Annotated in this window: 22 protein-coding genes and 1 pseudogene; 17 read left to right on the plus strand and 6 right to left on the minus strand. The window is 66.9% G+C overall.

From position 1 onward, the window contains the following. The 8 genes and pseudogenes from Q0654_RS15690 to Q0654_RS15725 form a co-directional block, all read left to right on the plus strand. Positions 1-543, plus strand: a pseudogene (locus Q0654_RS15690) (AMP-binding protein); the annotation flags it as partial. A gap of 216 nt (positions 544-759) precedes the next feature. Then, positions 760-1,431: a response regulator transcription factor gene (locus tag Q0654_RS15695; RefSeq protein ID WP_298855669.1), complete on the plus strand. Its 672-nt coding sequence runs from the start codon at positions 760-762 to the stop codon at positions 1,429-1,431. A gap of 109 nt (positions 1,432-1,540) precedes the next feature. Beyond that, positions 1,541-2,020 (plus strand): Cys-tRNA(Pro) deacylase, encoded by a 480-nt coding sequence (gene ybaK, locus Q0654_RS15700; RefSeq protein ID WP_298855603.1) that lies wholly within the window; start codon positions 1,541-1,543, stop codon positions 2,018-2,020. A 588-nt stretch (positions 2,021-2,608) separates the two neighbouring features. Further along, positions 2,609-4,642 carry a S9 family peptidase gene (locus Q0654_RS15705; RefSeq protein WP_298855605.1) on the plus strand — a complete coding sequence of 678 codons (2,034 nt, stop codon included), beginning with the start codon at positions 2,609-2,611 and terminating at the stop codon, positions 4,640-4,642. Positions 4,643-4,996: 354 nt separating this feature from the next. Continuing rightward, positions 4,997-5,749, plus strand: a complete 753-nt coding sequence (locus Q0654_RS15710; protein ID WP_298855607.1) for a hypothetical protein — start codon at positions 4,997-4,999, stop codon at positions 5,747-5,749. A gap of 146 nt (positions 5,750-5,895) precedes the next feature. Continuing rightward, positions 5,896-7,131 carry a PIN-like domain-containing protein gene (locus Q0654_RS15715; protein WP_298855609.1) on the plus strand — a complete coding sequence of 412 codons (1,236 nt, stop codon included), beginning with the start codon at positions 5,896-5,898 and terminating at the stop codon, positions 7,129-7,131. A 131-nt stretch (positions 7,132-7,262) separates the two neighbouring features. Further along, the gene (locus tag Q0654_RS15720; RefSeq protein ID WP_298855611.1) at positions 7,263-7,670 is read left to right on the plus strand and encodes a hypothetical protein; all 408 of its coding nucleotides are present in this window, start codon (positions 7,263-7,265) and stop codon (positions 7,668-7,670) included. A gap of 182 nt (positions 7,671-7,852) precedes the next feature. Then, positions 7,853-8,041 carry a hypothetical protein gene (locus Q0654_RS15725; RefSeq protein WP_298855614.1) on the plus strand — a complete coding sequence of 63 codons (189 nt, stop codon included), beginning with the start codon at positions 7,853-7,855 and terminating at the stop codon, positions 8,039-8,041. A 190-nt stretch (positions 8,042-8,231) separates the two neighbouring features. On the opposite strand, the gene Q0654_RS15730 is transcribed toward Q0654_RS15725, so the two are convergent. Then, positions 8,232-8,891 carry a hypothetical protein gene (locus Q0654_RS15730; RefSeq protein ID WP_298855616.1) on the minus strand — a complete coding sequence of 220 codons (660 nt, stop codon included), beginning with the start codon at positions 8,889-8,891 and terminating at the stop codon, positions 8,232-8,234. A 58-nt stretch (positions 8,892-8,949) separates the two neighbouring features. Then, positions 8,950-9,870 carry a phosphatidylinositol-specific phospholipase C domain-containing protein gene (locus tag Q0654_RS15735; protein WP_298855619.1) on the minus strand — a complete coding sequence of 307 codons (921 nt, stop codon included), beginning with the start codon at positions 9,868-9,870 and terminating at the stop codon, positions 8,950-8,952. A gap of 805 nt (positions 9,871-10,675) precedes the next feature. Here Q0654_RS15735 and Q0654_RS15740 point away from each other — a divergent pair. The 8 genes from Q0654_RS15740 (at position 10,676) to Q0654_RS15775 (ending at position 15,403) form a co-directional block, all read left to right on the plus strand. After that, a complete protein-coding gene (locus Q0654_RS15740) occupies positions 10,676-11,074 on the plus strand; it encodes a hypothetical protein (protein WP_298855621.1) in 399 nt (132 codons plus the stop codon). A 258-nt stretch (positions 11,075-11,332) separates the two neighbouring features. Beyond that, the gene (locus Q0654_RS15745; protein ID WP_298855623.1) at positions 11,333-11,647 is read left to right on the plus strand and encodes a helix-hairpin-helix domain-containing protein; all 315 of its coding nucleotides are present in this window, start codon (positions 11,333-11,335) and stop codon (positions 11,645-11,647) included. 70 nt (positions 11,648-11,717) lie between these two features. After that, positions 11,718-12,035, plus strand: a complete 318-nt coding sequence (locus Q0654_RS15750) for a hypothetical protein (protein ID WP_298855626.1) — start codon at positions 11,718-11,720, stop codon at positions 12,033-12,035. Positions 12,036-12,091: 56 nt separating this feature from the next. Beyond that, positions 12,092-12,547 carry a hypothetical protein gene (locus Q0654_RS15755; RefSeq protein ID WP_298855628.1) on the plus strand — a complete coding sequence of 152 codons (456 nt, stop codon included), beginning with the start codon at positions 12,092-12,094 and terminating at the stop codon, positions 12,545-12,547. Between the two features lie 120 nt (positions 12,548-12,667). Beyond that, positions 12,668-12,868 (plus strand): hypothetical protein, encoded by a 201-nt coding sequence (locus Q0654_RS15760; protein ID WP_298855629.1) that lies wholly within the window; start codon positions 12,668-12,670, stop codon positions 12,866-12,868. A 224-nt stretch (positions 12,869-13,092) separates the two neighbouring features. Then, complete coding sequence (locus tag Q0654_RS15765) at positions 13,093-13,404, plus strand: cupin domain-containing protein (protein ID WP_298855630.1); 312 nt, start codon at positions 13,093-13,095, stop codon at positions 13,402-13,404. 269 nt (positions 13,405-13,673) lie between these two features. After that, positions 13,674-14,615 carry a diacylglycerol kinase family protein gene (locus Q0654_RS15770; protein ID WP_298855632.1) on the plus strand — a complete coding sequence of 314 codons (942 nt, stop codon included), beginning with the start codon at positions 13,674-13,676 and terminating at the stop codon, positions 14,613-14,615. Continuing rightward, positions 14,612-15,403 carry a metallophosphoesterase gene (locus tag Q0654_RS15775; protein ID WP_298855634.1) on the plus strand — a complete coding sequence of 264 codons (792 nt, stop codon included), beginning with the start codon at positions 14,612-14,614 and terminating at the stop codon, positions 15,401-15,403. The genes Q0654_RS15770 and Q0654_RS15775 overlap by 4 nt, the downstream gene beginning before the upstream one ends. A 562-nt stretch (positions 15,404-15,965) precedes the next feature. Here the strand turns inward: Q0654_RS15775 and Q0654_RS15780 are convergent. Then, on the minus strand, positions 15,966-17,585 hold the full coding sequence (locus tag Q0654_RS15780; RefSeq protein ID WP_298855637.1) for a hypothetical protein: 1,620 nt from the start codon (positions 17,583-17,585) through the stop codon (positions 15,966-15,968). A gap of 284 nt (positions 17,586-17,869) precedes the next feature. On the opposite strand from Q0654_RS15780, the gene Q0654_RS15785 reads away from it, so the two are divergent. After that, a complete protein-coding gene (locus Q0654_RS15785) occupies positions 17,870-20,575 on the plus strand; it encodes a winged helix-turn-helix domain-containing protein (protein WP_298855639.1) in 2,706 nt (901 codons plus the stop codon). A 541-nt stretch (positions 20,576-21,116) separates the two neighbouring features. On the opposite strand, the gene Q0654_RS15790 is transcribed toward Q0654_RS15785, so the two are convergent. The 3 genes from Q0654_RS15790 to Q0654_RS15800 all read right to left on the minus strand — a co-directional run bounded on the left by Q0654_RS15790 (position 21,117) and on the right by Q0654_RS15800 (position 23,794). Then, positions 21,117-22,022 (minus strand): sensor domain-containing diguanylate cyclase, encoded by a 906-nt coding sequence (locus Q0654_RS15790; RefSeq protein ID WP_298855641.1) that lies wholly within the window; start codon positions 22,020-22,022, stop codon positions 21,117-21,119. Between the two features lie 81 nt (positions 22,023-22,103). Beyond that, positions 22,104-22,790 carry a glutathione S-transferase N-terminal domain-containing protein gene (locus Q0654_RS15795; protein WP_298855643.1) on the minus strand — a complete coding sequence of 229 codons (687 nt, stop codon included), beginning with the start codon at positions 22,788-22,790 and terminating at the stop codon, positions 22,104-22,106. Positions 22,791-22,942: 152 nt separating this feature from the next. Beyond that, a complete protein-coding gene (locus Q0654_RS15800; RefSeq protein ID WP_298855645.1) occupies positions 22,943-23,794 on the minus strand; it encodes a hypothetical protein in 852 nt (283 codons plus the stop codon). Between the last annotated feature and the right edge of the window lie 15 nt (positions 23,795-23,809).

The raw sequence follows: 23,809 nt of genomic DNA on the forward strand, positions 1-23,809 counted from the left end.
TCCTGGCCCGGCCAGATGCGCACGGTCTACGGCGACCACCAGCGCTTCATCGACACCTACTTCAAGACCTTCCCCGGCACCTATTTCACCGGCGACGGCGCGCGCCGCGATGCCGATGGCTACTACTGGATCACCGGCCGCGTCGACGACGTCATCAACGTCTCCGGCCACCGCATGGGCACCGCCGAGGTCGAGAGCGCGCTGGTCGCGCATCCCAAGGTCGCCGAGGCCGCCGTAGTCGGCTGTCCGCACGACATCAAGGGCCAGGGCATCTATGCCTACGTCACCTTGAACGCCGGCGAGCAGCCGAGCGAGGAGCTGCGCCGTGAGCTGGCGCAGTGGGTGCGCAAGGAGATCGGCCCGATCGCCACGCCCGACTTCATCCAGTGGGCACCGGGCCTGCCGAAGACGCGCTCGGGCAAGATCATGCGCCGCATCCTGCGCAAGATCGCCGAGAACCAGCCCGACCAGCTGGGCGACACCTCGACCCTGGCGGACCCGAGCGTGGTCGAGAACCTGGTGCGCGAGCGCTTCCTGAAGTAGTCGGAGCATCAAGGCTGGGCACCGAGTGCAGGTGGCGCGGACGCACAGCGCCGCCTGCACGCGGGTCCACCAGCACTTACCGCGCCATGCGCGGCAGCCCACACGGAGAACACCGCCATGGCCCGAATCGGCTGTGATGGCAGCGGCATGGACGAACGCGACGGCTTGGGGCAGGCTTGGGCGGACGCCGACCCGGCGCACGCTGCCAGCGAAGACATGCGCGACATCCTGATCGCCGACGACCACCCCCTGTTCCGCGATGCCCTGCGCCGCACGGTCGCGCAAATCCTGCCCGATGCGCGCCTGCTCGAAGCCGACTCGGTCGACAGCCTGAGCGAGCTGGCCGCGCGGCATCCGCGTGCCGAGCTGCTGCTGCTCGATCTCAACATGCCCGGCGCACACGGCTTCTCGGCCCTGGTGCACCTGCGCGCGGCGTTTCCGACCCTGCCGATCCTGATCGTCTCGGCGCGCGAAGATCCCGCGCTGATGCGCCGCGCGCTCGGCCACGGCGCCTCGGGCTTCATCCCGAAATCGGCGGATGTCGAACAGATCGGCCGCGCCATCCACGCCGTGCTCGACGGCGACACCTGGCTGCCGCCGGGCATCGGCGGCTCGGGCGTCTCGCTGGACCCGGAAGAAGAAGCCCTGGCCGCGCGCGTCGCCGAACTCACGCCGCAGCAGTACCGCGTGCTGACCATGGTTTGCAACGGCCTGCTCAACAAGCAGATCGCCTACGAGTTGAACGTCAGCGAGGCCACCATCAAGGCCCACATGACCGCGATCCTGCGCAAGCTCGGCGCCCACTCGCGCACCCAGGCCGTACTGCTGGCCGCCAAGCTCACCGTCGACGGCCGCGCCACCGCGGTGCCGGCGGATGACGACGAGTAATCGCGCGCCGCGCCCTCAAGCGCCATAGGGTGGGCCCTGGCCCACCATGAGCTCCGCCCCACCGCACCCCACACGGCCGCGCACCCGCCGCCTCGATCGGAACCCCACGATGAGCCGCGCCACCCCCGCCACCCGCATGCTCGATACCGCGAAGGTCGCATATCGTCTGCACACCTACGACTACGACCCCGAAGCCGCCAACGTCGGCCTGCAGGCGGCCGCCGCGCTGGGCATCGAACCCGCGCGCATGCTGAAGACGCTGATGGTCGAACTCGACGGCAAACCCGCCTGCGCGGTCCTGCCGGTCGACCACGAGCTCAGCCTGAAGAAGCTCGCCGCAGCGCTGGGCGGCAAACACGCCGCGATGCTGCCGGTGCCGACCGCCGAGCGCATCACCGGCTACCACGTCGGCGGCATCAGCCCCTTCGGCCAGAAGAAGCGCGTGCCGGTGGTGCTGGAGCATTCCGCACTCGCCCACGCCACCGTCTACTGCAACGGCGGCCAGCGCGGCCTGCAGCTCGAACTGGACCCGCGCGTGTTCGCACAGGTGCTGGGCGCAAAGGTGGTGGAGGTGGTGGCGGCTGGGTGACCAAAGCGCAGTCGCTCAGCGTCCGTCGCGTCAAGTCGTCGCCGCACGCTTTCACCACGGCCGGTGCGCGACACGCGCACCCTACAGACTGGCGCAGCCGCACACCGTAGGGTGCGCCTGCGGCGCACCACGCCGCGACCCGTGGTTTCTCGCACAGGCGCTGGGCGCGAAGGTGGTGGAGATCGTGGCGGCGGCGTGACAGCCTCGGGCCCCGGCGGGTAGCGTGGCCTGCAGGTCGAACTCGACCCGCGCGTGTTCGCGCAGGTGCTGGGCGCAAAGGTGGCGGAGATTGTCGCGGCAGGGTGACCAAAGCGCAGTCGCCCAGCGTCCGCCTCGTCGTGCCGTCACCGCACGATGTCATCACGACCGGTACGTCACACGCGCACCCCACGGATTGGCGCAGCCCGCACACGGTAGGGTTCGCGTGTCGCGCACCACGCTGCGACCCGTGGCGCTGCGCCCATGTGCACGGATCGTGGCGGCGGCGTGACAGCCGCGAACCCGCCAGGCATCCCAAACGCCCCTGGCACTTGATCCGCGCGCGCACCCCGCCCAGCATCGGGCCTTTCCGATGGGGGAGTGCCCGTGATGCTTCGACACCTGATCTGCCTTGGCCTGTTGGCCGCCGCCCTGCCCGCGTTCGCGGACACCGCGGCCAAACAACCGTTCACCGTCGAACGCAGCTGGGAGATCCAGCGCCTCGGCACGCCGACGATCTCGCCCGACGGCAGCCGCATCGTCGCGCCGGTGACGCGCTTCGTGATGGCCGAGGACCGCGGCTATACCGACCTGTGGCTCTGGAACGCCGACGGCAGCGGTGAGCGCCGCTTCACCACCCACACCAGCAACGAGGGCGGCGCCGTGTTCAGCCCGGACGGCAAGCACATCGCCTTCGTCGCCCAGCGCGAAGACGACAAGGCGCCGCAGCTGTACGTGATGCCGATCGACGGCGGCGAAGCCACGCGCCTGACCACCCTGGCCACCGGCGTGCAGAGCCCGAAGTGGATCGGCGACGGCAGCCGGCTCGCCTTCGTCTCGCGCGTGTTCACCGACCTGCCGCTGGCCGAACAGGGCAAGCGCCTGGAAGAGCGCAGCACCAGCAAGATGACCGCACGCGTGTTCGAGGGCTCGGTCACCGCCTGGGACCAGTACCTCGACGAACGCGAGTTCCACGTCTTCGCCGTGCCTGCCGTCGGTGGCGAAGTGCAGGCGCTCACGCAGCCGACCGGCCTGAGCCTGCCGCGCGGCTCGGTCATGGGCACCGATGCACTGTTCGCGCTGTCGCCGGACGGCACCGAGCTGGCCTTCGTCGCCGATTCCGACCCCGCTCCGAACCGCAGCAACCTCGACGTGTTCACCGTCGCGATCGGCGGCGCGGAGGCCAACAACCTCACCGCCGACAACCCGGCCAACGACGGCAGCCCGGCCTACAGCCCGGACGGCCGCTACTTGAGCTACAGCCAGCAGCGCATCAAGGGTTTCTACGCCGACCGCATGCGCCTGATGCTGCGCGAGCGCCGCAGCGGCGACACCCGCGAGCTGTACCCGGACTTCGACCGCAGCATCAGCGGCGCGCTGTGGGCCGACAACAGCCGACGCCTCTACGCCTCGATCGACGACGCCGGCACCGAGCGCGTCTACGAGCTGCCGCTGCAGGGCGCACCGCGCGCGCTGACCGGCGTGGAATCCATCGGCTCGCTGGCGCTGTCGAAGTCCGGCCGCCTGGTCGGCCTGCGCCAGACCTTTATCGAACCGCCGACGCTCGTCTCCATCGACACCCGCCGCGGCAGCACCACCAAGCTGTCGACGATCAACGACGCCCTGCTGGCCGCCACCGACTTCGGCACCTACGAGTCGGTCACCTACACCGGTGCGAACGGCGCCGAAATCCAGATGTGGGTGAACTACCCGCCGGGATTCGACAAGACGAAGAAGTACCCCTTCTTCATGCTGATCCACGGCGGCCCGCACAACGCCATCACCAACGGCATGGCTTTCCGCTGGAATGCCCAGGTGTTCGGCAGCTGGGGCTATGTCACCGCCTGGCCGAACTTCCACGGCAGCTCCGGCTTCGGCCAGGACTTCGCCGACTCGATCAACCCCAACTGGGCCGACAAGCCCTACGAGGACGTGATCAAGGCCGCCGAGTGGTTCGCCCAGCAGCCGTGGATCGACACCGAGCGCATGGTCGCCGGCGGCGGCAGCTACGGCGGCTACCTCACCAGCCTGATCCTGGGCCGCGAACACCCCTTCCGCGCCCTGGTCGCACACGCCGCGGTCTACAACCTCTACACCCAGTACGCCGCCGACTTCGCCACCGAGATGCCGCGCTTTGGCGGGTTCTGGGAAGAGGCCAACCGCGAGATGATCGAGAAGACTTCACCGCACTACCACGCGGCGAACTTCAAGACGCCGACCCTGGTGGTGCATGGCCAGAACGACCTGCGGGTGCCGGTGAATCATGGCGTCGAGCTGTATCAGACGCTGTTGATGAAGGGCGTGCCGACGCGGTATGTGTACTACCCGAATGAGAACCACTGGGTGTTGAAGCCGCAGAACTCGGTGTTCTGGTACCAGCAGGTGAAGCGCTGGTTTGAGGAGCATGGGGGGTTGGGGGAGTAGGGCTGGGTTGGCCCCGCCGGCTGGCTTTGGTCGGTCGGCGGGGTTGGAGGATTGATTGGAGGCTTAGAGGCCTAGATGGATACGGCGCAGCAGAGTCGCACTGAGACGCGAGGCGCGGTTGAGTCAGGTGGTGGGGTGCGGTAACGTCCCCCAAGCGTTTCGAGAGTGGTGCGGTGGGCTCACCCGATTAGGCCGCAAACTATCCCGCGCACAAGGCGCAGCAGTCCGAATAAGGTCGTGCTTTTTTGGGGCGGACGGCTTGGAGCCCCAGTCATACCGCAGATTAGACGCCACTTTGACGCCTGCACTGAGCTGGGCGGCAATTGAGAGGTTTCCGTGACTACATGCTTTGTGATGCAGCCTTTCGATGGCGGAACCTTTGACCGTCGCTACGAGGAGGTCTTTGCCCCTGCAATTAGGGCTTCTGGCCTCGAGCCATATCGAGTAGACCAAGATCCGTCCGTAAGTATTCCGATTCAAGACATTGAGAGGGGCATTCGAGACTCTCAGTTGTGTCTAGCTGAGATCACTCTTGACAACCCCAACGTTTGGTTCGAACTTGGGTATGCGATCTCCGCCGGAAAGGAAGTAGTGCTGGTCTGCTCAGACGAGAGAGCTACGAAGTTTCCATTCGATGTACAGCATCGGTCCATACTCACTTACAAGACGAAATCCATAAGCGACTATGAACGTCTAGGCAAGGCCATTACCGGTCGCATTACCGCTTACTTAAAGAGAGCAGAAACGGTATCGAGTGTCGCTCAAGCAACGAAGCTGACCAAGTTTGACGGGCTCGACCAGTTCGAGGTGGTTGCGCTCGCTACGATTGCACAGAACTTTGATCATCCGGAGGATCACGCTTCTCCACATCAGATCAAGAGAGATATGGAGGCGAGTGGCTTCACTCGACTTGCTGCAACGCTTGCGCTTCGTTCGTTGTCGGAGAAGGGGCTGGTCACCGTCAACACCTTCCACGAGTATCAGTCGGGTGACCCCTACCTGGGTTACTCAATCTCTGAATCTGGGTGGACTTGGGTTTTGGCCAACAAGGACAAGTTCGCTCTGAAGCGCGAAAATCCCGAAATCTTTCCAGATATTCCCTTCTAGTGCTGCCGCCCAAGTAAGCGTTCAAGCGGACCGCCGGGAGGTGCTTGGATATCTGTTGAAAGTATGGCAGCTGGCGGCCGCTTTACGCGGCGCCCGATTTTGCGGCGGTGTTCCCGGCGACCTCACCTCCTCACCAGAGAACTCACATGCGCTCAAAGTTCAGTTGGTACTTCGCACCAAGCAAGTGTGAGATCGAAAAGGCTTGGAAGAGCGGTGTCCTCTCGGTCGACACAAACGTCTTGCTCGACCTCTACCGATATCACAAAGAGACACGCGACAGCCTGTTGGCGAGCATTAGAGGTTTTGAAGGTTCGAAGTGGCTGTCTTATCAGGCGGCCACAGAGTTCTTTAGAAACAGGACCAAGGTAATTGTTTCATCTGAGAAGTCGTTCAAGAATGCTGAAGAGGAGGTGAGCAAACTTTCGGCAAGTCTGGAAGGGGTCGCCAGTCAGCTTAGGGGGAATCGGATTATTCCTGCAGAAATTGCGAGAGAACTGGCCGAGTCAATTGCCCCGGCACTGACCAAAGCGAAAGATAAAATTGCTGTGGCAAAGAGCGAGTATCCGAAGTTTCTGCAGGATGATCCTATTCTTAAGGAGCTTGCGGAGATTTTTGATGGAGCTGTTGGAGATGATTTTCCGGAAGATCAGCGAGAATCGATCAGAGCTACGGCGGAGGAGAGAAAGGAGAAGAGGATTCCTCCGGGCTACGCGGACGACGAGAAGGATGAAGATCGTTCATACGGCGACTACTACCTTTGGAAGCAAATACTCGATCACGCCGCTCAAGCGAAGCGATCGGTTGTTCTCGTAACTTCCGAGCGAAAAGAGGACTGGTGGGAAAGGATATCCGGAAGAACCACCGGACCCCGACCAGAGCTCTTGCGGGAGGCGCTTGCGGCATGCGGCCAACGGATTCATATCTATCAGACTGAGCAATTCTTGGAGTACTCTCTCCAACGAGCCCAGAAGCCCATCAATGAGAATGCAATTGAGGAAATTCGAGCTGTCAGTCGATGGCGCGCAGAGCTTGAGGCAGCGGTCGTGCTCCAAAAGCAAGATGCTAAAGACAGAACTTCGCTTGGTAACGCAGGCAGGCTCTTTGTGGCGCTCCGGCGTCCGGTCCGAAACTTCACCGTTAGCGGCCACCTGGCACCAAATATGGTTGAGGTCCCACAGCTAAACGCTAGGCTGGTGAGTGGTCCAAGCACGCTGCCGGATTATTCGCTCAATGTGGGTACCGGAACCACCTATGACTTCAACATTCACATCATAAGCAAGCAACTTGGAGTGCGCTTACCAGTTGGCGATTATGTTTTCGAGTACGAGGCGAAATGCGAACCACCTGAAGAGCAAGAACAAGGCGGCGCAGAGGAGATCTAAAGCAATAACGGGGTCACCATTGCGCCGCCCGGAATCCGCACCAAAAAGGGTTCAGGTTCACTTTCTTCGCGATAGCGAATGAGCCCGACCACGTTCGCGCCGCCATCTTCACTCAAATCATCAGGTTATCCATGAGCACTCAAGCAGCCCAGGAGGCAGGCGAGGACTTAGGCCTCGGCGCCCGGCTACTTCTAGGCGGATTCACTTTGCTTATCGGCGCACTGATGGTGCTCGTCGCGTCTCCCGAAGAAGGCGATAAGCGGCTTTTCTTCTACGCATTCGCCGGCTTCTGCTTTCTGATCTCGTTTGCCTGTATTTCGAAAGGACGCCCTCGCCAGTTTGTCGGCAGCATCATTGGCGCCGTCGTCTTCGGCTCGGGCGTGTGGTATCTCGCCTCTACGCTGAGCGCAGGCCCGGTCGCCTCGTCGTCGCGCGCCGAGCCTTCGACCCTCAATGCGCTGTTGTTCATGCTCTTTTTCGGACTTCCCGGGGCGCTCTATGCTTGGAGAACGCGCTTCGGCTTTCGCAAGGCGGGCTGATACCGTCTCGATGCCAATAAGGGGTCAGGTTCAGTTTCTCCAACAGAGGACTACCCCCCTTTTTTTGGCCAACTGCTAGAGCGGCGCATTTCATGACTCCACGTTGGATTTCCCTCACTGCAACGATTCTGCTTGTTTTCATGGGTGTGGGTCTCGGCCTCACCTGCATGTACGGAGCCGACTTGAACATCGCTGCGCGGATGCTTTCGGGTTTGGCGGCCGCGGTGTGCTTCTACGCACTCGTCTTCTTGTCGGCGGCGGCGCGTGTGCGCGTGCTGATGGCGCTCTTCCCAAGCACGCACAGCGCTCTGGAGTCCGCGAGCGGGGAGGACCCGAATCGCAAGCGCGAGCGCGAGCGCGAGCGCGAGTAGTTGAGCGCCCTGTCAGGTCGCGGTTCAATAGGGGAGTCTGGTTCACTTTCTCCGTAATGGAAAGTGTACGTCACCCCGCTCCGGACCCAGTCCCGAGCAAAAAGAACAGGCCGCTTCATCACGATGAAGCGGCCTGTGCGTATTTTCCCGATTGCTATTTCTTCGCCCCGCGGCTAAAGCGAGAAGCGGATTATGGCGCCGTGTAGGTACCGGTGAGTATCGAGCCATCGGTGTCGTGGTTCTCCGACACCTGGAACAGCAGCAGTTCGACGGCGTTGCTCGCCGTACTGAGGGTAAAGGGCACCTGGCCCGAGCCGACCTTGTGCTTTTGCAGCGCCGCGACGATCAGCTTTGCGCTGTCTTCAACGGCGCCGATCGGGTCTTCGGTCACGATGTCGACCACATAGCCCAGGGTCGCTTCCACTACAGCGGTCGCATAGTCGAGGGTGACATTGCTGTGGGTGATGGCGGTCATCTGTGCCGACCCCAGCCACCAGTTATTGCCGCCGGTCGGGGTGCTGCCTTGCGCCAGCACGAAGTTTTCGGCGGTGTAGGTCACGTTGTTGATGACCAGGGTCAGCGTGCCGCGCACGGCGAAGTTCAGCTCCTCGGGCGAGGTGTCGGAATAGGTCAGCGCGATGCCGCCACCGCCTTGCACCGCTTGCTTGAACCAGTGCGCCACCTCCGACGTCTTGTGCCGCCCGGCTTTGACCGTCACGGTGGTGCTGTTCTTGATGCTGACGCCACCATAGGGCTGGCCGCTGCTGATGGAGTGGTCACGCTCCACAAAGCCCACGTGCGTCAAGCCGGGGAAGTTGAAGGTGAAGTCGTTGTCGTGCATGGTCGTCATGTCTGTTGCATCCTCTGTGGTGGCACTGCGCGAAGTCCTGAAACCGCACTGACGCGCGCTATGCGAAGTTGGCGCCGATCACCGTCTGCACATTGCGGTTGTCCAGGTGGCCGGTTTCGTTGTTGTAGAAGTCGAGCATGACGAAGCCCAGGCGCGCCGGGCCCGGCGTCTGCGCAAACCTGTTCGAGAAGTACGCCTGCAGGGCAGGGTTCATCGCGCCCTTGACCGACCACGCGTACTGGTAGGGCGTGCTCGCCGGAATGCCGGCGTAAGCGATGCTGTTGAAGGTGAGGTACAACACGCCATCCGGCGGAGTGGCCGCCGCTTTGTCCAGTGCTGTGGAAACCGCCTGCATTTTCTTGCTGGTATCGTGCGTTTTGTATTGGTCTTCGATATGCAGCGTGGTCTGGCCGTCGGGCGTGGTGGTGTTGAAAGTTTCACTGTAGTTGTTGGTCCAACCGACCCCTGCGAACTTTGTGCCCTGCTGCTGCAGGTTCAAGCCCAGCTCAACGCCACCCGGCGCGAAGAAGCGACGCAGCAGGACCACCTTGCCGCGCAATTCCGACAGCGCGAGCTGGGCCGGTGTCGCGCTTACACACAGCAGAGTCTGGTAGGCACTGTTGCTGAGGTAGGCCTGGAATCCGTCGTAGACCGTGGTAGCGGTTGCGTCGCCCGAGGCATCGTTGACCAGCATGAAAACGACTTCGCGCGGATTTGTGCCGAGGAAGGCGCTGCAATCGTTGAGCACATCGCCGAAAGTGATGTCACACGACACCTTGCCGTGATTGACCTGGAGTGGATCACCCGGCGTCTTGGCCGAGTTCTTGGCAAGGCGGATATCCAGGAAGCGAATGCCGTCCGCAAGCTGCTGGGCGATGCCGAAGTTCTGCGTGTGGGCTGGGCCGGCGGAAATCTTCTGCGTGCCTGAGTCGTGCGTGCCCGGCACCGACAGCTGGGTCATTGTCAAGGTATCGTCCAAGCCCGACATCCAGCTCGATAAATCACCGCTGTAGGTACTCTGTGTTTGACTGGGCATGGCCATCTCGCAGGGTGGATGAATGAGTACTGCTGACACGTCAACATCAACGTAGCCCGGATGCAGGCCGGAGGATTCTGGAGCCGGTGAATGACGCTTTTGCAGTACTGACGGGTATCGAAGTTGGGCGCCAAACGCCCCCGTGGCCGAAATGAAACTGCAACATCACGCCATGAAGCGGGAATTGCGCGGCCCTGCTCCCAGGCTCAATATGGATGTGAGTGCGCTGGGCCGCGCAGGGTCAGTGAGGCCCAGTGCTGCAGGGGCTTCACCAGCCAATCAACACCGTCGTCAAATGCGGTTCGGCAGCCCTCAGGCTGAGCGTCTTCGCAGCCTATCGAGGGGGGCCTAATCTCACAACCTGTCATATCTGACAGGACGCGTGATGCCGCAATCCATTCGAGCAAACCAGCCAATGCCCATGCCAATCCACCCAAAGTTAAGGAGTTCTGTCGTTCGCGCGCGCGGGAATCCAGCGACTTTGCCTTTGGCGTGCGAGCGAAAGTCACTGGGCCCCCGCCTTCGCGGGGGCGACGGCTCTTGACTTGGGGATCAATGCCCGTTCCCGCGACGAGCTCTTGACTTGGGGATCGATGCCCATCCTTATGGGCGAGCATTTGTCACCACCTAAGCTGGGCCAAGATAGCGAGCAAATTGATTGGCTCATTCTTTCCTCAATGGCGCAGGAAATGAGCCCTTTTCAACCGACCGTTCCTGCCCATGGCTTGTCAGCGCAAAGGAGAGGGATGTGAAGTGGGTTCGTATCGCTTTGGCGCTGCTGTCTGCCTGGGCGCTGTGCGGCTGCGCCGCGCTGCCGCCACGGTTGGAGCTGCCGGCGTCCGTGGTGGGCGTGGTCTCTCAGCCCGTGTTCACGGGTTGGTTTCGGGACTACTGCCAGGGCGGGCAACTCGTGGACTCCACGCCCGACTGCCTGCAGCACGGTGGTGAGGTCGACCGGGCCACGCTGCTCGACGTACGGACGGAGTCGGGAGCGCCGCTCGCGCGCAGGCTCGTCATCGCTTTCCCCGCGCATGCGCTGTCGCGTGCGTACTCAGGCCGCAAGCGGATCGAGCTGGTTGCGGCACCCGACCCGTTCGCTGCAGCGACCGGTATCGACTACCTGGCCCATGTCTGGAGCGAGCCTTGACGTTGGCCTGCGGACTGCTCGCGGCACTCCTGGAAGGCTGGGGTCTGGAAAGCGGCCGGCAGCGTGCAGCTTCTGCATGGGATCCAGCCTCAAGTGTTGCTTCGCCACATGACCCACCGCATCTGCCCAGACCCTGGAGCCGCGCCACAGGCGCGTGGCAGAGTGCTGGTGCGGACAGGTCTTCGCGCTGGGCTGGCCTTGCCGTTCGCAGTCGCTGCAGCGTCTCCGCGTCCCGGCTCAACTGAGGTGTTCACCGCGATGCATCCGGCCAAGGTCGTCAGAAGCAGGGTCGCAAAGTTCACCGACCTTCCGAACATCGGGCCGGCATCGGCGCGCGACTTCGAGCGTCTCGGGTTCACCCAGCCCTCGCAGCTCGTCGGGGCGGATCCCTGGCATCTGTACCAGGCCCTTTGCATCGCCTCGGGCACGCGCCAGGACCCCTGCGTGCTCGATGTGCTGATGTCGGTCACCGATTTCCTGGCGGGCGCAGAGCCCCGGCCCTGTTGGGACTACACCGAGGAGCGCAAGCGCAGGTACGGAAGGCGGCTGTCTGCGGCTTCGACCGTGACCTAGCCCGGAGGGCTTGTGGGCGGCAGCCCGGGGTTCGCGAGCATCATGGGCAGCCCCCCAAGAAATCACTGAAATGAACAGTTCCCCGACCCGTATCGATCTGCTGCTGTCGCTGCAGCGGGCCCTGCTCGGCGAAGTGCATGCGGAGCTGCGCGCGGCCTCGATCGAGGCCGACCCGATCAGCAAGATCGTCAAGCTGCGTTTCGAGTATGTGGGTGAGCCGAGCGAGGAGGCCCGGGAGTGCGGCTCGCGCGCTGCGACTGAGGTCATTGCCGACTTCCCGGCGCCGTGGGGCATCGAAGAGGAGCACCTCGCACGCCCGCTGCCGGCCAGGTGCGAGCCGCTCGAGCACCTCGCCTATCTGCGCTTCGAGGGCGGGGACGAGCCGTGACTCGGCACCAGCGCTGCGTGCCTTGGCGAATCCATCCCCCACAAACTTTCCTCGCCATGAGTCTGATCATCGCCACTGCAGCAATGCTTGCGCTGCCTGCACAGAGCGAGGCGCCGCAGACCGCATTCTGGAGTGATCCCGAGGTGTTCCGATGCGGCCCGAGCGTTGTCCGACCCGGCGACACCCTGGTGCTGAGCAAGCAGTCGAGCGCGCTACGTGAACTGGCGGTGCTTCGCCCGGGTGCCAGTTTCCCGCTGGTGCTGGTGGTGGACGCGGCACCGGCTGGCACGCCTGGACTGATGTCGGCGGAACAGCTCGCACGCGCAACCGAGGTGCGGCTGCCGGTCGCCGATCTGCTGGGCCTCGCAGGGCGAGAGGATGAGTCGATCGAGCGCGTGTTCACCGATGCGGGGGTGTACGAATTCCGGCTGTCGACGCGGCTTGAATCCGAGGAAAGCGCCTTCGTGTGCAGCGTGCGCTATCAGCCCTCCGTGACGCCGGCGTCGGATTGAGCGCTTGCAGATGTGAAGATGCCCACGCTGTTCCCAAGGTCCACTGAGGCCAGGTTGCGGATACATTTCCGCCGTTCGCGGTGAAAGCCGACGGAACGCCAGCAACTGCCGGAGTGCGCCGTGCCAGAACTACCGATCTATCCCACCGTCCTTTCGCTTGCGGTCGCGCTTGCCGCTGTGGCCAGCGCCTTTGGCTGCGTACCTTTCTCGGTTGCGCTCGTGTTGATCGTATCGGGCGTGGTGCTGGCCTGGTTCTGCGTCTACCGGCCGCAGGCCGCGGGTGAGCAGGGTAATGCGATCCAGGCAGGCATCCAGCGCTAGGTCGCGCAGACTTTTCGACTGGCCATCGGCGCGGCGCTGATTGGCCTGGCGACCGTGGGAGCCCTGCTCGCCGTGCGCTAGTGGGTCTGGACTCCTCGGGGTTGCCAGACGTCGGTCCAATCGTCGCTCTGGCGCGCCGGAGAGGGGGCCGATGGATCAACGACGTGCGGGCAGGTCTGCCCAGCCGCTCTTCCAACTCAACTCAACTCAAGGTTCGTGACCGCATGAAAGTCTTCCGCAGCCGCAGCTTCAAGGCCGATCGTGCGTGGGGCGCCGCCGACATAGCGAACATGGACGGCATCACTACGCGCCTGCATTGGACGGATCAACCCTACAGGTGGCATGTCAACGACGGCGAAGAAGTGTTCGCGGTTCTCGATGGTCGGGTCGAGATGCGATATCGCGAAGCGGGCCAGGAGCACAGCACCGTCCTTGAGACGGGTGACGTGTTCTACGCCACGGTGGGCACGGAACATGTCGCCCATCCGATCGGCGAGGCACGCATCCTCGTGATCGAGCGCGAGGGGAGCGTCTAGTGCGGTTCCGACCTGCGGTGCGCGCTTGAACGCTGCGCTTGCCGGGCTCGACGGAACTGCTGGGGCGAGCCACGCAGCCTCCATTGCAGCGACCTCGGCGCGCTGCTGTGGGGTACGGGCTGCGCTTGGCCCGTTCGGTGGCGCTTTCGCGCCTGCGGCTCGGGCGGCCCGACCTCGGCGCGCTGCTGGACTGCCTCGCGCCCTCCCGTTCGACGCGCGTTCCGCCAGCCTGCGTTAGTGCTGTCCGCCCACACTGACTTCGCGCTCCCATGCAGCCCATACCCAGCTTCGATGTGGTGATGAACGCCGGCTCCGGCCGTACCGAGGCGCAGGCGCGGCGCGACTGCGTGGAGCGGGTGCTGCGCGAGGGCGGGCGTGAGGTGCGGGTGCGGCTGGTGCGGCATCCGCGCGAGCTGCCGCAGCAGATCGCCGCGGCGATAGCGTCGGCGCGGGCTTCACGCGGCGCGGTGGTGGCGGCGGGGGGCGACGGAACCATCAATGCGGTGGTGCAGGAGGTGCTGGGCACGGGCCTGCCTTTCGGGGCGCTGCCGCAGGGCACCTTCAATTTCTTCGGCCGCAACCAGGGGCTCTCGGAAGACATCGAGACCGCCGCGCGCGATCTGCTGGACGCGGAGCTGCGCGAGGTGCCGGTGGGGCGGGTCAACGATCGGGTGTTCCTGATCAACGCCAGCATCGGCCTGTACCGGCGCCTGCTGCAGGATCGCGAGCGCTTCAAGCGCCGGCTCGGGCGCTCGCGCCTGGTCGCGCTGTGGGCGGGCTTCAACACGCTGCTGCGGCCGCATCCGCGCCTGCAGCTGTGCCTGCGCGACGACGATGGCGAGCGCCGAGAGGAGGTGCTGAGCTTCGTCGCCGGCATCAACCGGCTGCAGCTGGAGCAGCTCGGCCTGCCCGAGGCCGAGGCGGTGGACGGCGGCCGACTGCTCGGCTTCACCCTGCGGCCGCAGGCGCGCCTGCAGCTGCTAGGCCTGGCCCTGCGCGGCCTGACTGGACAGTGGCAGAACGATGCGCGGGCGCAGGCCTTTGTGTTCGACGCGCTGCTGGTGCAGCCGACGCGCAGCCGCCGCAGCCTGCGCGTAGCGCTGGATGGCGAAGTGGTGCGCATGCGCCCGCCCCTGCGCTTCGATGTGTGCGAGACGCGTCTGCCGCTGCTGGTGCCGCGGCGGCGCGCGGACGAACAGGAGGACGGATGACGCGGATCCTGCATCTGTCGGACACGCATTTCGGCACCGAGCAGCCGGCGCTGGTGTCGGCGCTGGTGCAGCTGGCGCACGCGCTGTCGCCGCAGGCGATCGTGGTTTCGGGCGACATTACCCAGCGGGCGACGCGCGCACAGTTCGCGGCGGCGCGGGCCTTTCTTGAGGCGCTGCCGGCGGTGCCGCGCCTGGTGCTGGCCGGCAATCACGACGTGCCGCTGTTCGCGCTCTGGCAGCGCCTGTTCACGCCCTATGCGCGCTACCGCGAGGGTCTGGGCATCGAGGTGCTGGAGCCTCGCCTGCAGCTGCCGGGACTGTGCGTGATCGGCGTCAAGAGCACGCGGCGACGGCGGCATATCGATGGCGAGGTCTCGCCGCGGCAGGTCGATGCGGTGGCGAGCGAGCTGCGCGCGCAGGCGGCGGAGACGCTGAAGATCGTGGTCACCCATCAGCCGCTGTGGGCGGCGCGTCCGCAGGATCTGCACAACCGCTGCCACGGGGCGGAGGCCGCGCTGGCGTCCTGGGTCGAGGCGGGCGCCGATCTGTTCCTGGCCGGACACATCCACTGGCCTTTCGCCGCGGCACTGCCGCCGCAGGGGCGGGCCTGGGCGGTGAACGCGGGCACGGCGGTGTCGAGCCGGGTGCGGCCGGGGGCGCCGAATTCGGTGAACGTGATCGATTACGTGCCGCGCGGCGCTGATCGGATGTGTGTGCTGCGGCGCTATGTGTGGAATGGAGCGGATCGGTTCGCGGCGGGGCCGGAGGAGGCCTTGGGTTTGGGATGAGGTCGGCCTGCGGCCGGGGTGTCTTACTGGGCCCCCGCATTCGCGGGGGCGACGGGATTGATGCGACGGGCTTGGGGCGACGGGGTTGGGCGCGCGCGGTGGGTTTGCTGCGCCTGCTGACTTCGTTGCGCGCTTGGCTTCTTGCGGACTCGCTGGCGGATGCGCTGCGCTTATCCGCCCTACGAATTCGGGTGACGCCGCGGCTGGATCGAAGCCCGCTGGCTCAGCCCGCGCCCTTCGATTCGATCAAAGGCTGCTTGCAGGACACTCGTTCACAGAGACAGCAGATCGCGCAGAGCATCTCGAAGGACGCCATGCGGCGGCGAGGTCGGTGGGCACCGTGCGCGTAGGGTAGATAAGCGCAGCGCATCTACCAGCTCTTCGCCGACGGCCCTCAACGCCAATGCACTCAGGGCGGACGGTCTTGAAGGTCGAGAGTCTGAGCACCCGGCCCTACGCCGCGATCGGGCGCCACGTGGGCGAGCCTCGCCCCTGTTGCTTACTCCGCCCGGCCCGCGCGCGGCGATCGGGCCCTTCCCGATCGCCGCGCCTAGCCAAACGCTCACTCGAAGCCGTTGCGGAAGACCTGGTTGGGGTCGGGCACGTCCAGTCGGCGGCTGATCAGCAGGCTGCCGAAGCTGCTGGTGTTGACGCGCACCAGCAGCTGCCCGTCGGCGCCGACCCAGCCGTCGCGGCCGGTTTCGGGCAGGCCGTCGCCAGGCAGGCTGAAGCTCGTCACGCTGGTGCTGGCGGGGCCGCTGGCGGTGGGCACCGACAGGGTCTGGCCGCTGGACAGCAGGCGCTGCGGGTTCTGGCCGGGCGCGAGCCGCCACAGGTCGCGGACGATGTCGGGGTTGGTGGTGGCATTCAGCACGATGTCGCCGTTGGCGAGCACCGCGAAGGCGTCGAAGCTGCGCCAGGTGCGGCCGAACTCGGGGATGTAGCCTGTGGCGGTCAGGCTGAGCAGGGCGACCAGCTCCGGCGCCTGGCCGACGCGCTGCCGCCACAGGCCGGTGGCGCTGCCGCCTTCGCTGGTGCGCACGTTGGCCGTATAGGCCAGCCAGTCGCGGGCCACGCTCAGCGCGGTGAACGCGGTCCAGGTCGAGTTCTGCCAGTTCGGGCCGAGCTGGCCGCCGGCGTCGTTGTAGGCGATCGGCAGGTTGCGGCCGTTGAGGTGCTGGAACAGGCCGACGCGGGTGCTGCCGCCGCTGACGCGCCAGTCGGCCGAGAACAGCAGGCCCTGGGTGGGCGAGGGGCGCAGGCGCGAGAAACCGAGGAACAGAGTGTTGGCCTCGCCGCTGTCCGGGCCGAGCGCGCCGATCCGGTTGGTGACGGCAAGCGCAGCGGGGGCGCCGTCGCAGATCGCGAACAGGCCCTCGCCGCCGCCGCTGATCGGCAGCAGGCCGAACACCTGACCCGTGGACGCGCTGACGAAGCGGTCCAGGCCCTGGGTGAAGTTGGCGAAGCTGTCGCCGGGGCTCAGGCCCGGCGACAGGCCGGGCTCCTGCGCGGTGGTGCGCAGGCAGGGGCGGTTGCCCTGCCCCGGCACATGCCGCGCCACCAGCCGGCTTTCGATCGCGCCGGGGCTGACCACGGTGCCGACCAGCAGCAGGCGGCCCTGGTCGAGCATCTGGGCGTCGGCGAAGCTGGCGGTGTTGGTGCGGAACACCCAGTCGGTGCCGAGGCCGGGGCCCAGCGGGCCGTCGGTGCCGCCGCGCGCGATCTCGATGTTGCCCTGGCCGTTCCAACGCCAGATGCCGAAGCTGGCGCCCGCGGTGTTGGCGGGATCGCCGGCGCGGGCGCGCAGCAGGCGCTGGCCATCGCTGCCGGCGTCGCCGGAGTCGCTGCCAAAGCTCAGGAACTGGTGCGCGGACTCGCCGCCCGTGCGGCCGGGGCCGCCGGCACCGGCACTGCCGAACTGCGCCCAGCGCTGGAAGCGACCCGCCTGGAACGCCCAGTAGCCGACCTGGGCGGTCGGCGAGGCGACGCGGAAACCGATCTGCTCCGCGCCGCGGTCGCCGAGCAGCACGTCCTGCAGGTCGCGGAAGCTGCCGGCGGGCAGGTCGGGCGCGAGCACCTGGGCGTTCTCGCCGGCGACGACGCGCCAGGTGGCGGTCTGGGCAAGCGCCGAGCAGGGCGGAAGGGCGAGCAGCAGGCACAGGGAAAGCGGACGCATCGACATGGAAACCTCGAAACAGGGGAAGGAGCGGCGCGCGACCCGACGCCCGCGCCGACCGCGGTCGACGGCATGGACGGCAGTCGGCGCGGCGCCGACAGCGGGCTGGCGGGTCGGGGCGGCAGTGTGGCGAGGCTGGGCGGCGCTGTCCGCACGCCAGGGCCCCGTGGCGGTAACGTTTCGGTAACGTCGCTGTTGACGGCCACAACTAGCGCACAAAGCGACAACGGACGCCGCGCTCGGGCGCGTGCTAGCGTGCCCCGCCCTGGATCTGCCCGGTTGCCGCCCCGATGGAACGAGGCCTGTACTGCTACCGCTTCGGCACCGCCGAGTTCGACGAATCCCGCTACGAGCTGAAGGTCGCCGGCCTGCCGGTCGAGGTCGAGCGGCGCGCGCTGGAGGTGCTGCTCTACTTGCTGCGCCATGCCGGCGAAGTGGTCACCAAGGAGGAGCTGCTGGCCGAGGTCTGGGCCGGGCGCATCACTGTCGACAAGGTGCTGCCGAACGCAGTGACCAAGCTGCGGCGCGCGCTGGGCGAGACCAATGCCGAGCACATCACCACCCAGGCGCGGATCGGCTACCGGCTGGACGGCCCGGTCTCGCGCACGGCGGTGGGACGGCAGGCGCCGGTGCAGCTGGAACTGAAGACCGGCCACGCCGTGCCCGGGCGCCCCAACTTCGTGCTGCGCGAGGCGCTGGCGGCACGCCGCGGCAGCGAGGTCTGGCTGGCCGAGCACGGCAAGACCCGCGAGAAGCGCGTCTACAAGTTCGCCCTCGACGGCGAGCGCCTGCGCAGCCTGAAGCGCGAGGCCACCCTGCTGCGCGTGCTGCAGGAGGGCGCGGGCGACGACGGCGCCTTCGTCGGCCTGATCGACTGGAACTTCGAGCAGCCGCCGTACTTCCTCGAATGCCAGTACGCCGGCCTCGATCTCGATGCCTGGTGCGCCGAACATCTGGGTGCACTTGACGAGTCGGCGCGCATCGCCCTGTTCCTGCAGATCGCCGACGCGGTGGCGGCAGCGCATGCGCTGGGCGTGCTGCACAAGGATCTGAAGCCGGCCAATGTGCTGATCGAAGGCGCGCCGCCGCAGCCGCGCGCGCGCCTGACCGACTTCGGCAGCGGACGCATGCTCGATCCCGATCGCCTGGAGCAGCTCGGCATCACCCGCATGGGCCTGACGGTGACCGAGAACCTGGCGGCGGATTCGCACTCCGGCACGCCGCTCTACCTCGCGCCCGAGATCTTCGCCGGGCAGGCGCCGACCGTGCAGAGCGACGTGTATGCGCTGGGCATCCTGCTCTACCAGCTGCTGAGCGGACGCCTGCGCCAGCCGATGGCGCCGGGCTGGGAGCCCTCGATCGCCGATCCGCTGCTGCGCGAGGACCTGCAGCGCGCCACTGACGGCAACCCCGCGCTGCGCCTCGCCAGCGCCGCCGAGCTGGCGACGCGCCTGCGTTCACTGGCGGAACGGCGCGAAGCCCGCGCACATCAGGCGCGCAGCGAGGCCGCGGCGCGCGAGGCACAGGCCGCGCTCGCCCGCAGCCGCGCGCGCAGGCCCTTTGTGTGGGCGGTGCTGGGCCTGCTGGCGCTTGGGCTGGCGGGCTCTCTGTGGCTGCAGCAGCGCACCGACGAAGCCCGCGCCCGCGCCGAGGCAGAGCTGGCGCGCGCCAATGCGGTCACGCGCTTCCTCACCGAAGACCTGATCAGCCGCGCCAATCCGCTGGTACTGGCGCGCGGCGCCGAGGCGCCGCTGCGCGATGTGCTGCTGGCCGCGCGCGAACGCCTGCCGCTGCGCTTCGCCGCGCAGCAGGAGACCGAGGCCAGCGTGCGCGCCAGCCTGGCCAGCCTGTTCGCCACCCTGGACCTGTGGGGCGAGGCGGAGCAGGAGATCACGCGTGCGCTGGAACTGTTCGACGCCGAGCTCGGTACCGCCAGCACCGACAGCGTGCGCGCCCGCGCTCTGCGCGTGCACCTGCTGGCGCGGCTGTCGCGCTTCGAGGACGGTGAAGCCGAGCTGGCGCGGCTTCAGGCTGCAGCGCTGCCCGCCGACGCCCGCCACCGGCATGCGCTGGCCAAGGCGCGTGCCAGCCTGCACTTCAACCGCGGCGGTTTCGGCGAGGCGGTGCCGGCGCTGCGCGAGGCGCTGGCGACGGTGGAGATCGCCGAGCCCGGCAACGAAGCCCTGCGCGACAGCCTGCGAGTCGATCTGATCGTCGCCCTGGGCCAGTCCGGCGAGCACGCGCAGGCCCGCGACGAGGCCGATGCCCTGATCGCCGAGGCCGGATCGCGGCCGGGCGATCCCGCCCTGCTGGTGGCCCTGGTGCAGATCGCGGTGGCGCGCAGCCACAGCTACCTTGGCGACGACGCAAAAGCCGAGGCCCTGCTGCTGGCGGCGCGGCCGGTGGTGATCGAGCGTCTGGGCGAAGCGCATACCCGCCACCTCGGCCTGCTCAACGAGCTGATGGCGGTGTATTTCCGGCGCAGCGACTGGGAACGCGCTCTGCCCTATGCCGAGCAGGTCTATCAGCGCATCCGCGCGCGCCTCGGCGACGAACACAACATGAGCCAGGTCAGCCGCGGCAACTGGGGGCGGCTGCTGTATGAGATGGGCCGCGACGCCGAGGCCGCCGCCCAGATCGAGCCGGCCCACGAGGCCCTGGTGCAGGCGCTGGGCGAACGCGCACCGCAGGCCCAGGATCTCGGCGTGCTGCGCACCGCGCTGGCGATCGAGCGGGCTGACCCGTCCGTCGCGCAGGGTCTGCTCGACACGCTGGATGCCGAAGTGCTGGAGAGCGCGCGCGGCTCCGGCCTGTGGCAGCACCAGCTCGATGCCCTGCGCGGCCTGCTGCTGGCGCGCACGGGCCAGCCTGAAGCGGCGCACGCCCTGCTCGCCCCCAGCGTGGCCGCCCTGCAGGAGGATCCGCGCAGCGCCTCCAGCCGACTGTTCCGCGACGCTCGCGCGGCGCTGGAGCGGCTTGGGCCGGGTAGATCTTGAGAGCCTCTCAGCCCCGCGTCGCGGGGCGGGTGTTCTCGAAGAAACATGGGGGCGTCATCCCCGCGAAGGCGGGGATCCAGTGATCCGGCCGCTGCTGCAGTTCCGGTCTGGGCCCCCGCCTTCGCGGGGGCGACGAACCAAGGGTCGCTAGACGCTGTTTCGGCCGGATTTTCATGCCGTGCTGCCGCGAAGGTGATCCAATACAATCAAACACTTACGATTCTGTTTCTTGAGAGCGCCCCAGCGCGGCGCAGCGGCGCAGGTGGTCTTGAAGAAGCAGCAATTCGTCCGCTTTCGCTCCCTGGACGAGCCTGCTTGCAGACGACCGCTGCCAGCGCCTTGCACCGTCCTGCCGGTCGCGAGCAACCTCGCTCCTACAAACAGCCGCGCCTGGCGGGCGACCAGTGTGTGCCAAGGGCTTCTTATTTCAAGAGCATCTCATTACCACGCAGCGTTGCGGGTATCCCTGAAAGCGACTCAGATGGTCTAGCAGCGGCCGATGGCGACCGCCACGCGCTGCGCCTACCGCCAGCCGCCGGCTTCAGGACTCGGTGGACCGCAGCGCCTCGCGCATCCACGCGCCGCCGCGCACGCAGCTGCCGCCAGCGGCCTTGGCCCGATACATCGCGCGGTCGGCCTCGCGGATGAGCTGGGTGGCTTCGTCGGCGTCGTCGGGGTAGAGCGCGAGCCCGACGCTGGGCCCGGGCACGATGCGTTGGGCGTCGACCGCGAGCGGCGCGGCCAACTGTCGACACAGGGCTTCCGCGATGTCGCAGGCCTGCGCCTGCGAAGCGATGGCGGGGGCCAGCACCAGAAACTCGTCGCCGCCGAGCCGGCCGACGCGCTGCGCAGGCTGCAGCAGCGCGCGCAGACGCTCGCCGAAGGCCTGCAGCACGCGGTCGCCGAAGGGATGGCCGTGGCGGTCGTTGATGTCCTTGAAGCGGTCGAGATCCAGGTAGAGCAGGGCCAGCCGCTGGCCGCGCGCGGCCGCATCGACCAGCGCCTGCTGCAGCCACTCCTGTATCTGCAGCCGGTTGGCGAGGCCGGTCAGCGGATCCGTGCGGGCCATCGCGACCAGGCGCGCTTCCGCCTGCTTGAGCTCGGTGACATCGCGGGCGACGGCGATGCGCAGCTGTTCCTCTTCGAACCAGCGCGCCGACCAGGACAGGTCAACCACGCTGCCGTCGGCGCGCAGGTAGCGGTTGTGGAAGTTGCGCAGCGGCTCGCCGCGCATCACCGAGGCGGCCGCCGTGAGCGTTCGGGCATGGTCCTCCGGATGCAGGTAGTCGAGCATGCGCGTGCCCAGCATCGACTCCGGCTCGCGCCCGAAGACCTCGCGACCGCCCGGGCTGATGTACTGGAAGCGTCCCTCGCGATCGACCACGCAGACAGCGTCACCGATCATCTCGATGAAGCGGGCCAGCAGTCCGGGCGTGTTCTCGGGCATGGGCGCCGACGTGCAGGCTCTGTGCCAGAAGCGGTGACGGTGCGGCGCTGGCGGCGATGGCTCGCCGCCTCGCCAACGCAATCAGGCAGGCCTGGTGCCGAACAGGATGCGCTTCTGCGCCTCGCTCATCGGGCCGCTGCGCTCCCAGGGCTTGCTCTTGGCATACGCGGCGATCGTTGCCGGCCTGGCCGCGATCGACTCGAACCAGCGCTGCAGATTCGGGAAGTCGGCCAGCCGCATGCCCTGGCGCTCGTGCGGCACGATCCACGGATAGCAGGCCATGTCGGCGATGCTGTAGTCGCCGGCGATGAAGGCGCGGTCGGCAAGGCGACGATCGAGCACGCCGTACAGACGCGCGGTCTCGCGCACATAGCGGTCGATCGCGTAGGGGATCTTCTCCGGCGCGTAGACATTGAAGTGGTGGTTCTGGCCGAGCATCGGCCCCAGCCCCGCCATCTGCCAGAACAGCCACTGCAGCACCTCGTGGCGGCCGCGCAGGTCGGCGGGCAGGAAGCGCCCGGTCTTCTCGGCCAGGTACAGCAGGATCGCGCCGGACTCGAACAGACTGAGCGGCGCGCCGCCGCCCGCGGGCGCGTGATCGACCAGGGCCGGCATGCGGTTGTTCGGCGCGATCTTCAGGAAGTCCGGCTCGAACTGCGCGCCGCTGCCGATGTCGACCGGCACGATGCGGTAGTCGAGACCGCACTCCTCCAGCATCAGGGTGATCTTGTGGCCGTTCGGCGTGGGCCAGTAGTACAGGTCGAGCATGCGGACGAGACCTTGGGAGTGGAGCCCGCAGTGTGACCGCGTTGCGGCCAAGGCGACGTGCACGCTCGCCAGCCGCCACGGGACGCTGAAACGGCGGCGCCGCGCGATCCCGACTGCGGGTGGCGCGCGCGGCGCCTGGGCCGCTACAGCCGTCAGCGCAGGCTGCGGATCTCGATCGGCGTCGCCAGCACCGGCTGGCCATCCGCGCCGAGCTGGCTGAACTGCAGGCGCGCCGCTGCACCGTCGACGAAATCGATGGCGAACTCGCCGGCCTCATCGACCTGTTCGCGCGCCACCGCGGCCAATTCGCAGTCCGGGTTGGGGTACTGCAGGGTGCAGGCGTAGGGCTGGCCCGTCAGGCGATAGACCACGCCTTCGACCCGCGTCGGCGTGACCCACGCGCTGTTGGCCAGCAGATACCAGCGCGGCGCGCCGGCGCTGTCGAAGTTCATCCACATGCCGACCAGGCTGTCGGCCTCGCCCACGCGCGACTGCACCAGGGTCAGGCCAGAGCCACTGAAGCGCGGCGAGTACCAGGCGCCTTCGACGTTGAAGGCGCTGAAAGCAGGGGCATCCTGCCCGCTGCCCTGCACGGTCAGATCGAAAGTCGACAGCCATTCCGTTCCGCCGGCGACCAGTGCGATCTCGACGATGCCGGCGAAGTCGGCGGGAAAGCTGAGGTTTTCGATGCGCTGCTCGAAGGGGGTCAGCACCGCGGCGCAGGCCTGGGTGATCGGCCTCGCCTCCAGCACCAGCACGCGTCGATGCCCTTCGCCCTCGAAGCCAAGCAGGCGCGGCACACAGCTGTCCAGCCAGACGCCGCTGAACACCAGGGTGAAGGCTTCGCCGGCGCGGACGACCCGCGGCGCGGCCTGGTCGGCCTGCACCGCGCGCAGCTCGAAGTCGGCCTTGGCCTCTGCACGGACTTCCCCCGCTGCGGCGAGCGCCAGCAGACTCGACAGCACGATCAGAAGGGAACAGGTGAACGCAGGCATCCGGTTCATGGCAGGGCTCCTCGG

This window comes from uncultured Aquimonas sp. (assembly GCF_937888285.1).
Taxonomy (GTDB): domain Bacteria; phylum Pseudomonadota; class Gammaproteobacteria; order Xanthomonadales; family Xanthomonadaceae; genus Aquimonas.

Excerpts from the sequence above, each read along its gene's own strand:
- ybaK (WP_298855603.1), top strand. The coding sequence starts at position 1,541 with ATGAGCCGCGCCACCCCCGCCACCCGCATGCTCGATACCGCGAAGGTC.
- Q0654_RS15730 (WP_298855616.1), bottom strand. The coding sequence starts at position 8,891 with ATGACGACCATGCACGACAACGACTTCACCTTCAACTTCCCCGGCTTG.
- Q0654_RS15755 (WP_298855628.1), top strand. The coding sequence starts at position 12,092 with ATGAGTCTGATCATCGCCACTGCAGCAATGCTTGCGCTGCCTGCACAG.
- Q0654_RS15710 (WP_298855607.1), top strand. The coding sequence starts at position 4,997 with ATGCAGCCTTTCGATGGCGGAACCTTTGACCGTCGCTACGAGGAGGTC.
- Q0654_RS15790 (WP_298855641.1), bottom strand. The coding sequence starts at position 22,022 with ATGCCCGAGAACACGCCCGGACTGCTGGCCCGCTTCATCGAGATGATC.
- Q0654_RS15780 (WP_298855637.1), bottom strand. The coding sequence starts at position 17,585 with ATGTCGATGCGTCCGCTTTCCCTGTGCCTGCTGCTCGCCCTTCCGCCC.
- Q0654_RS15750 (WP_298855626.1), top strand. The coding sequence starts at position 11,718 with ATGAACAGTTCCCCGACCCGTATCGATCTGCTGCTGTCGCTGCAGCGG.
- Q0654_RS15775 (WP_298855634.1), top strand. The coding sequence starts at position 14,612 with ATGACGCGGATCCTGCATCTGTCGGACACGCATTTCGGCACCGAGCAG.
- Q0654_RS15705 (WP_298855605.1), top strand. The coding sequence starts at position 2,609 with ATGCTTCGACACCTGATCTGCCTTGGCCTGTTGGCCGCCGCCCTGCCC.
- Q0654_RS15745 (WP_298855623.1), top strand. The coding sequence starts at position 11,333 with ATGCATCCGGCCAAGGTCGTCAGAAGCAGGGTCGCAAAGTTCACCGAC.
- Q0654_RS15785 (WP_298855639.1), top strand. The coding sequence starts at position 17,870 with ATGGAACGAGGCCTGTACTGCTACCGCTTCGGCACCGCCGAGTTCGAC.
- Q0654_RS15695 (WP_298855669.1), top strand. The coding sequence starts at position 760 with ATGCGCGACATCCTGATCGCCGACGACCACCCCCTGTTCCGCGATGCC.
- Q0654_RS15715 (WP_298855609.1), top strand. The coding sequence starts at position 5,896 with ATGCGCTCAAAGTTCAGTTGGTACTTCGCACCAAGCAAGTGTGAGATC.
- Q0654_RS15720 (WP_298855611.1), top strand. The coding sequence starts at position 7,263 with ATGAGCACTCAAGCAGCCCAGGAGGCAGGCGAGGACTTAGGCCTCGGC.
- Q0654_RS15800 (WP_298855645.1), bottom strand. The coding sequence starts at position 23,794 with ATGAACCGGATGCCTGCGTTCACCTGTTCCCTTCTGATCGTGCTGTCG.
- Q0654_RS15765 (WP_298855630.1), top strand. The coding sequence starts at position 13,093 with ATGAAAGTCTTCCGCAGCCGCAGCTTCAAGGCCGATCGTGCGTGGGGC.
- Q0654_RS15770 (WP_298855632.1), top strand. The coding sequence starts at position 13,674 with ATGCAGCCCATACCCAGCTTCGATGTGGTGATGAACGCCGGCTCCGGC.
- Q0654_RS15795 (WP_298855643.1), bottom strand. The coding sequence starts at position 22,790 with ATGCTCGACCTGTACTACTGGCCCACGCCGAACGGCCACAAGATCACC.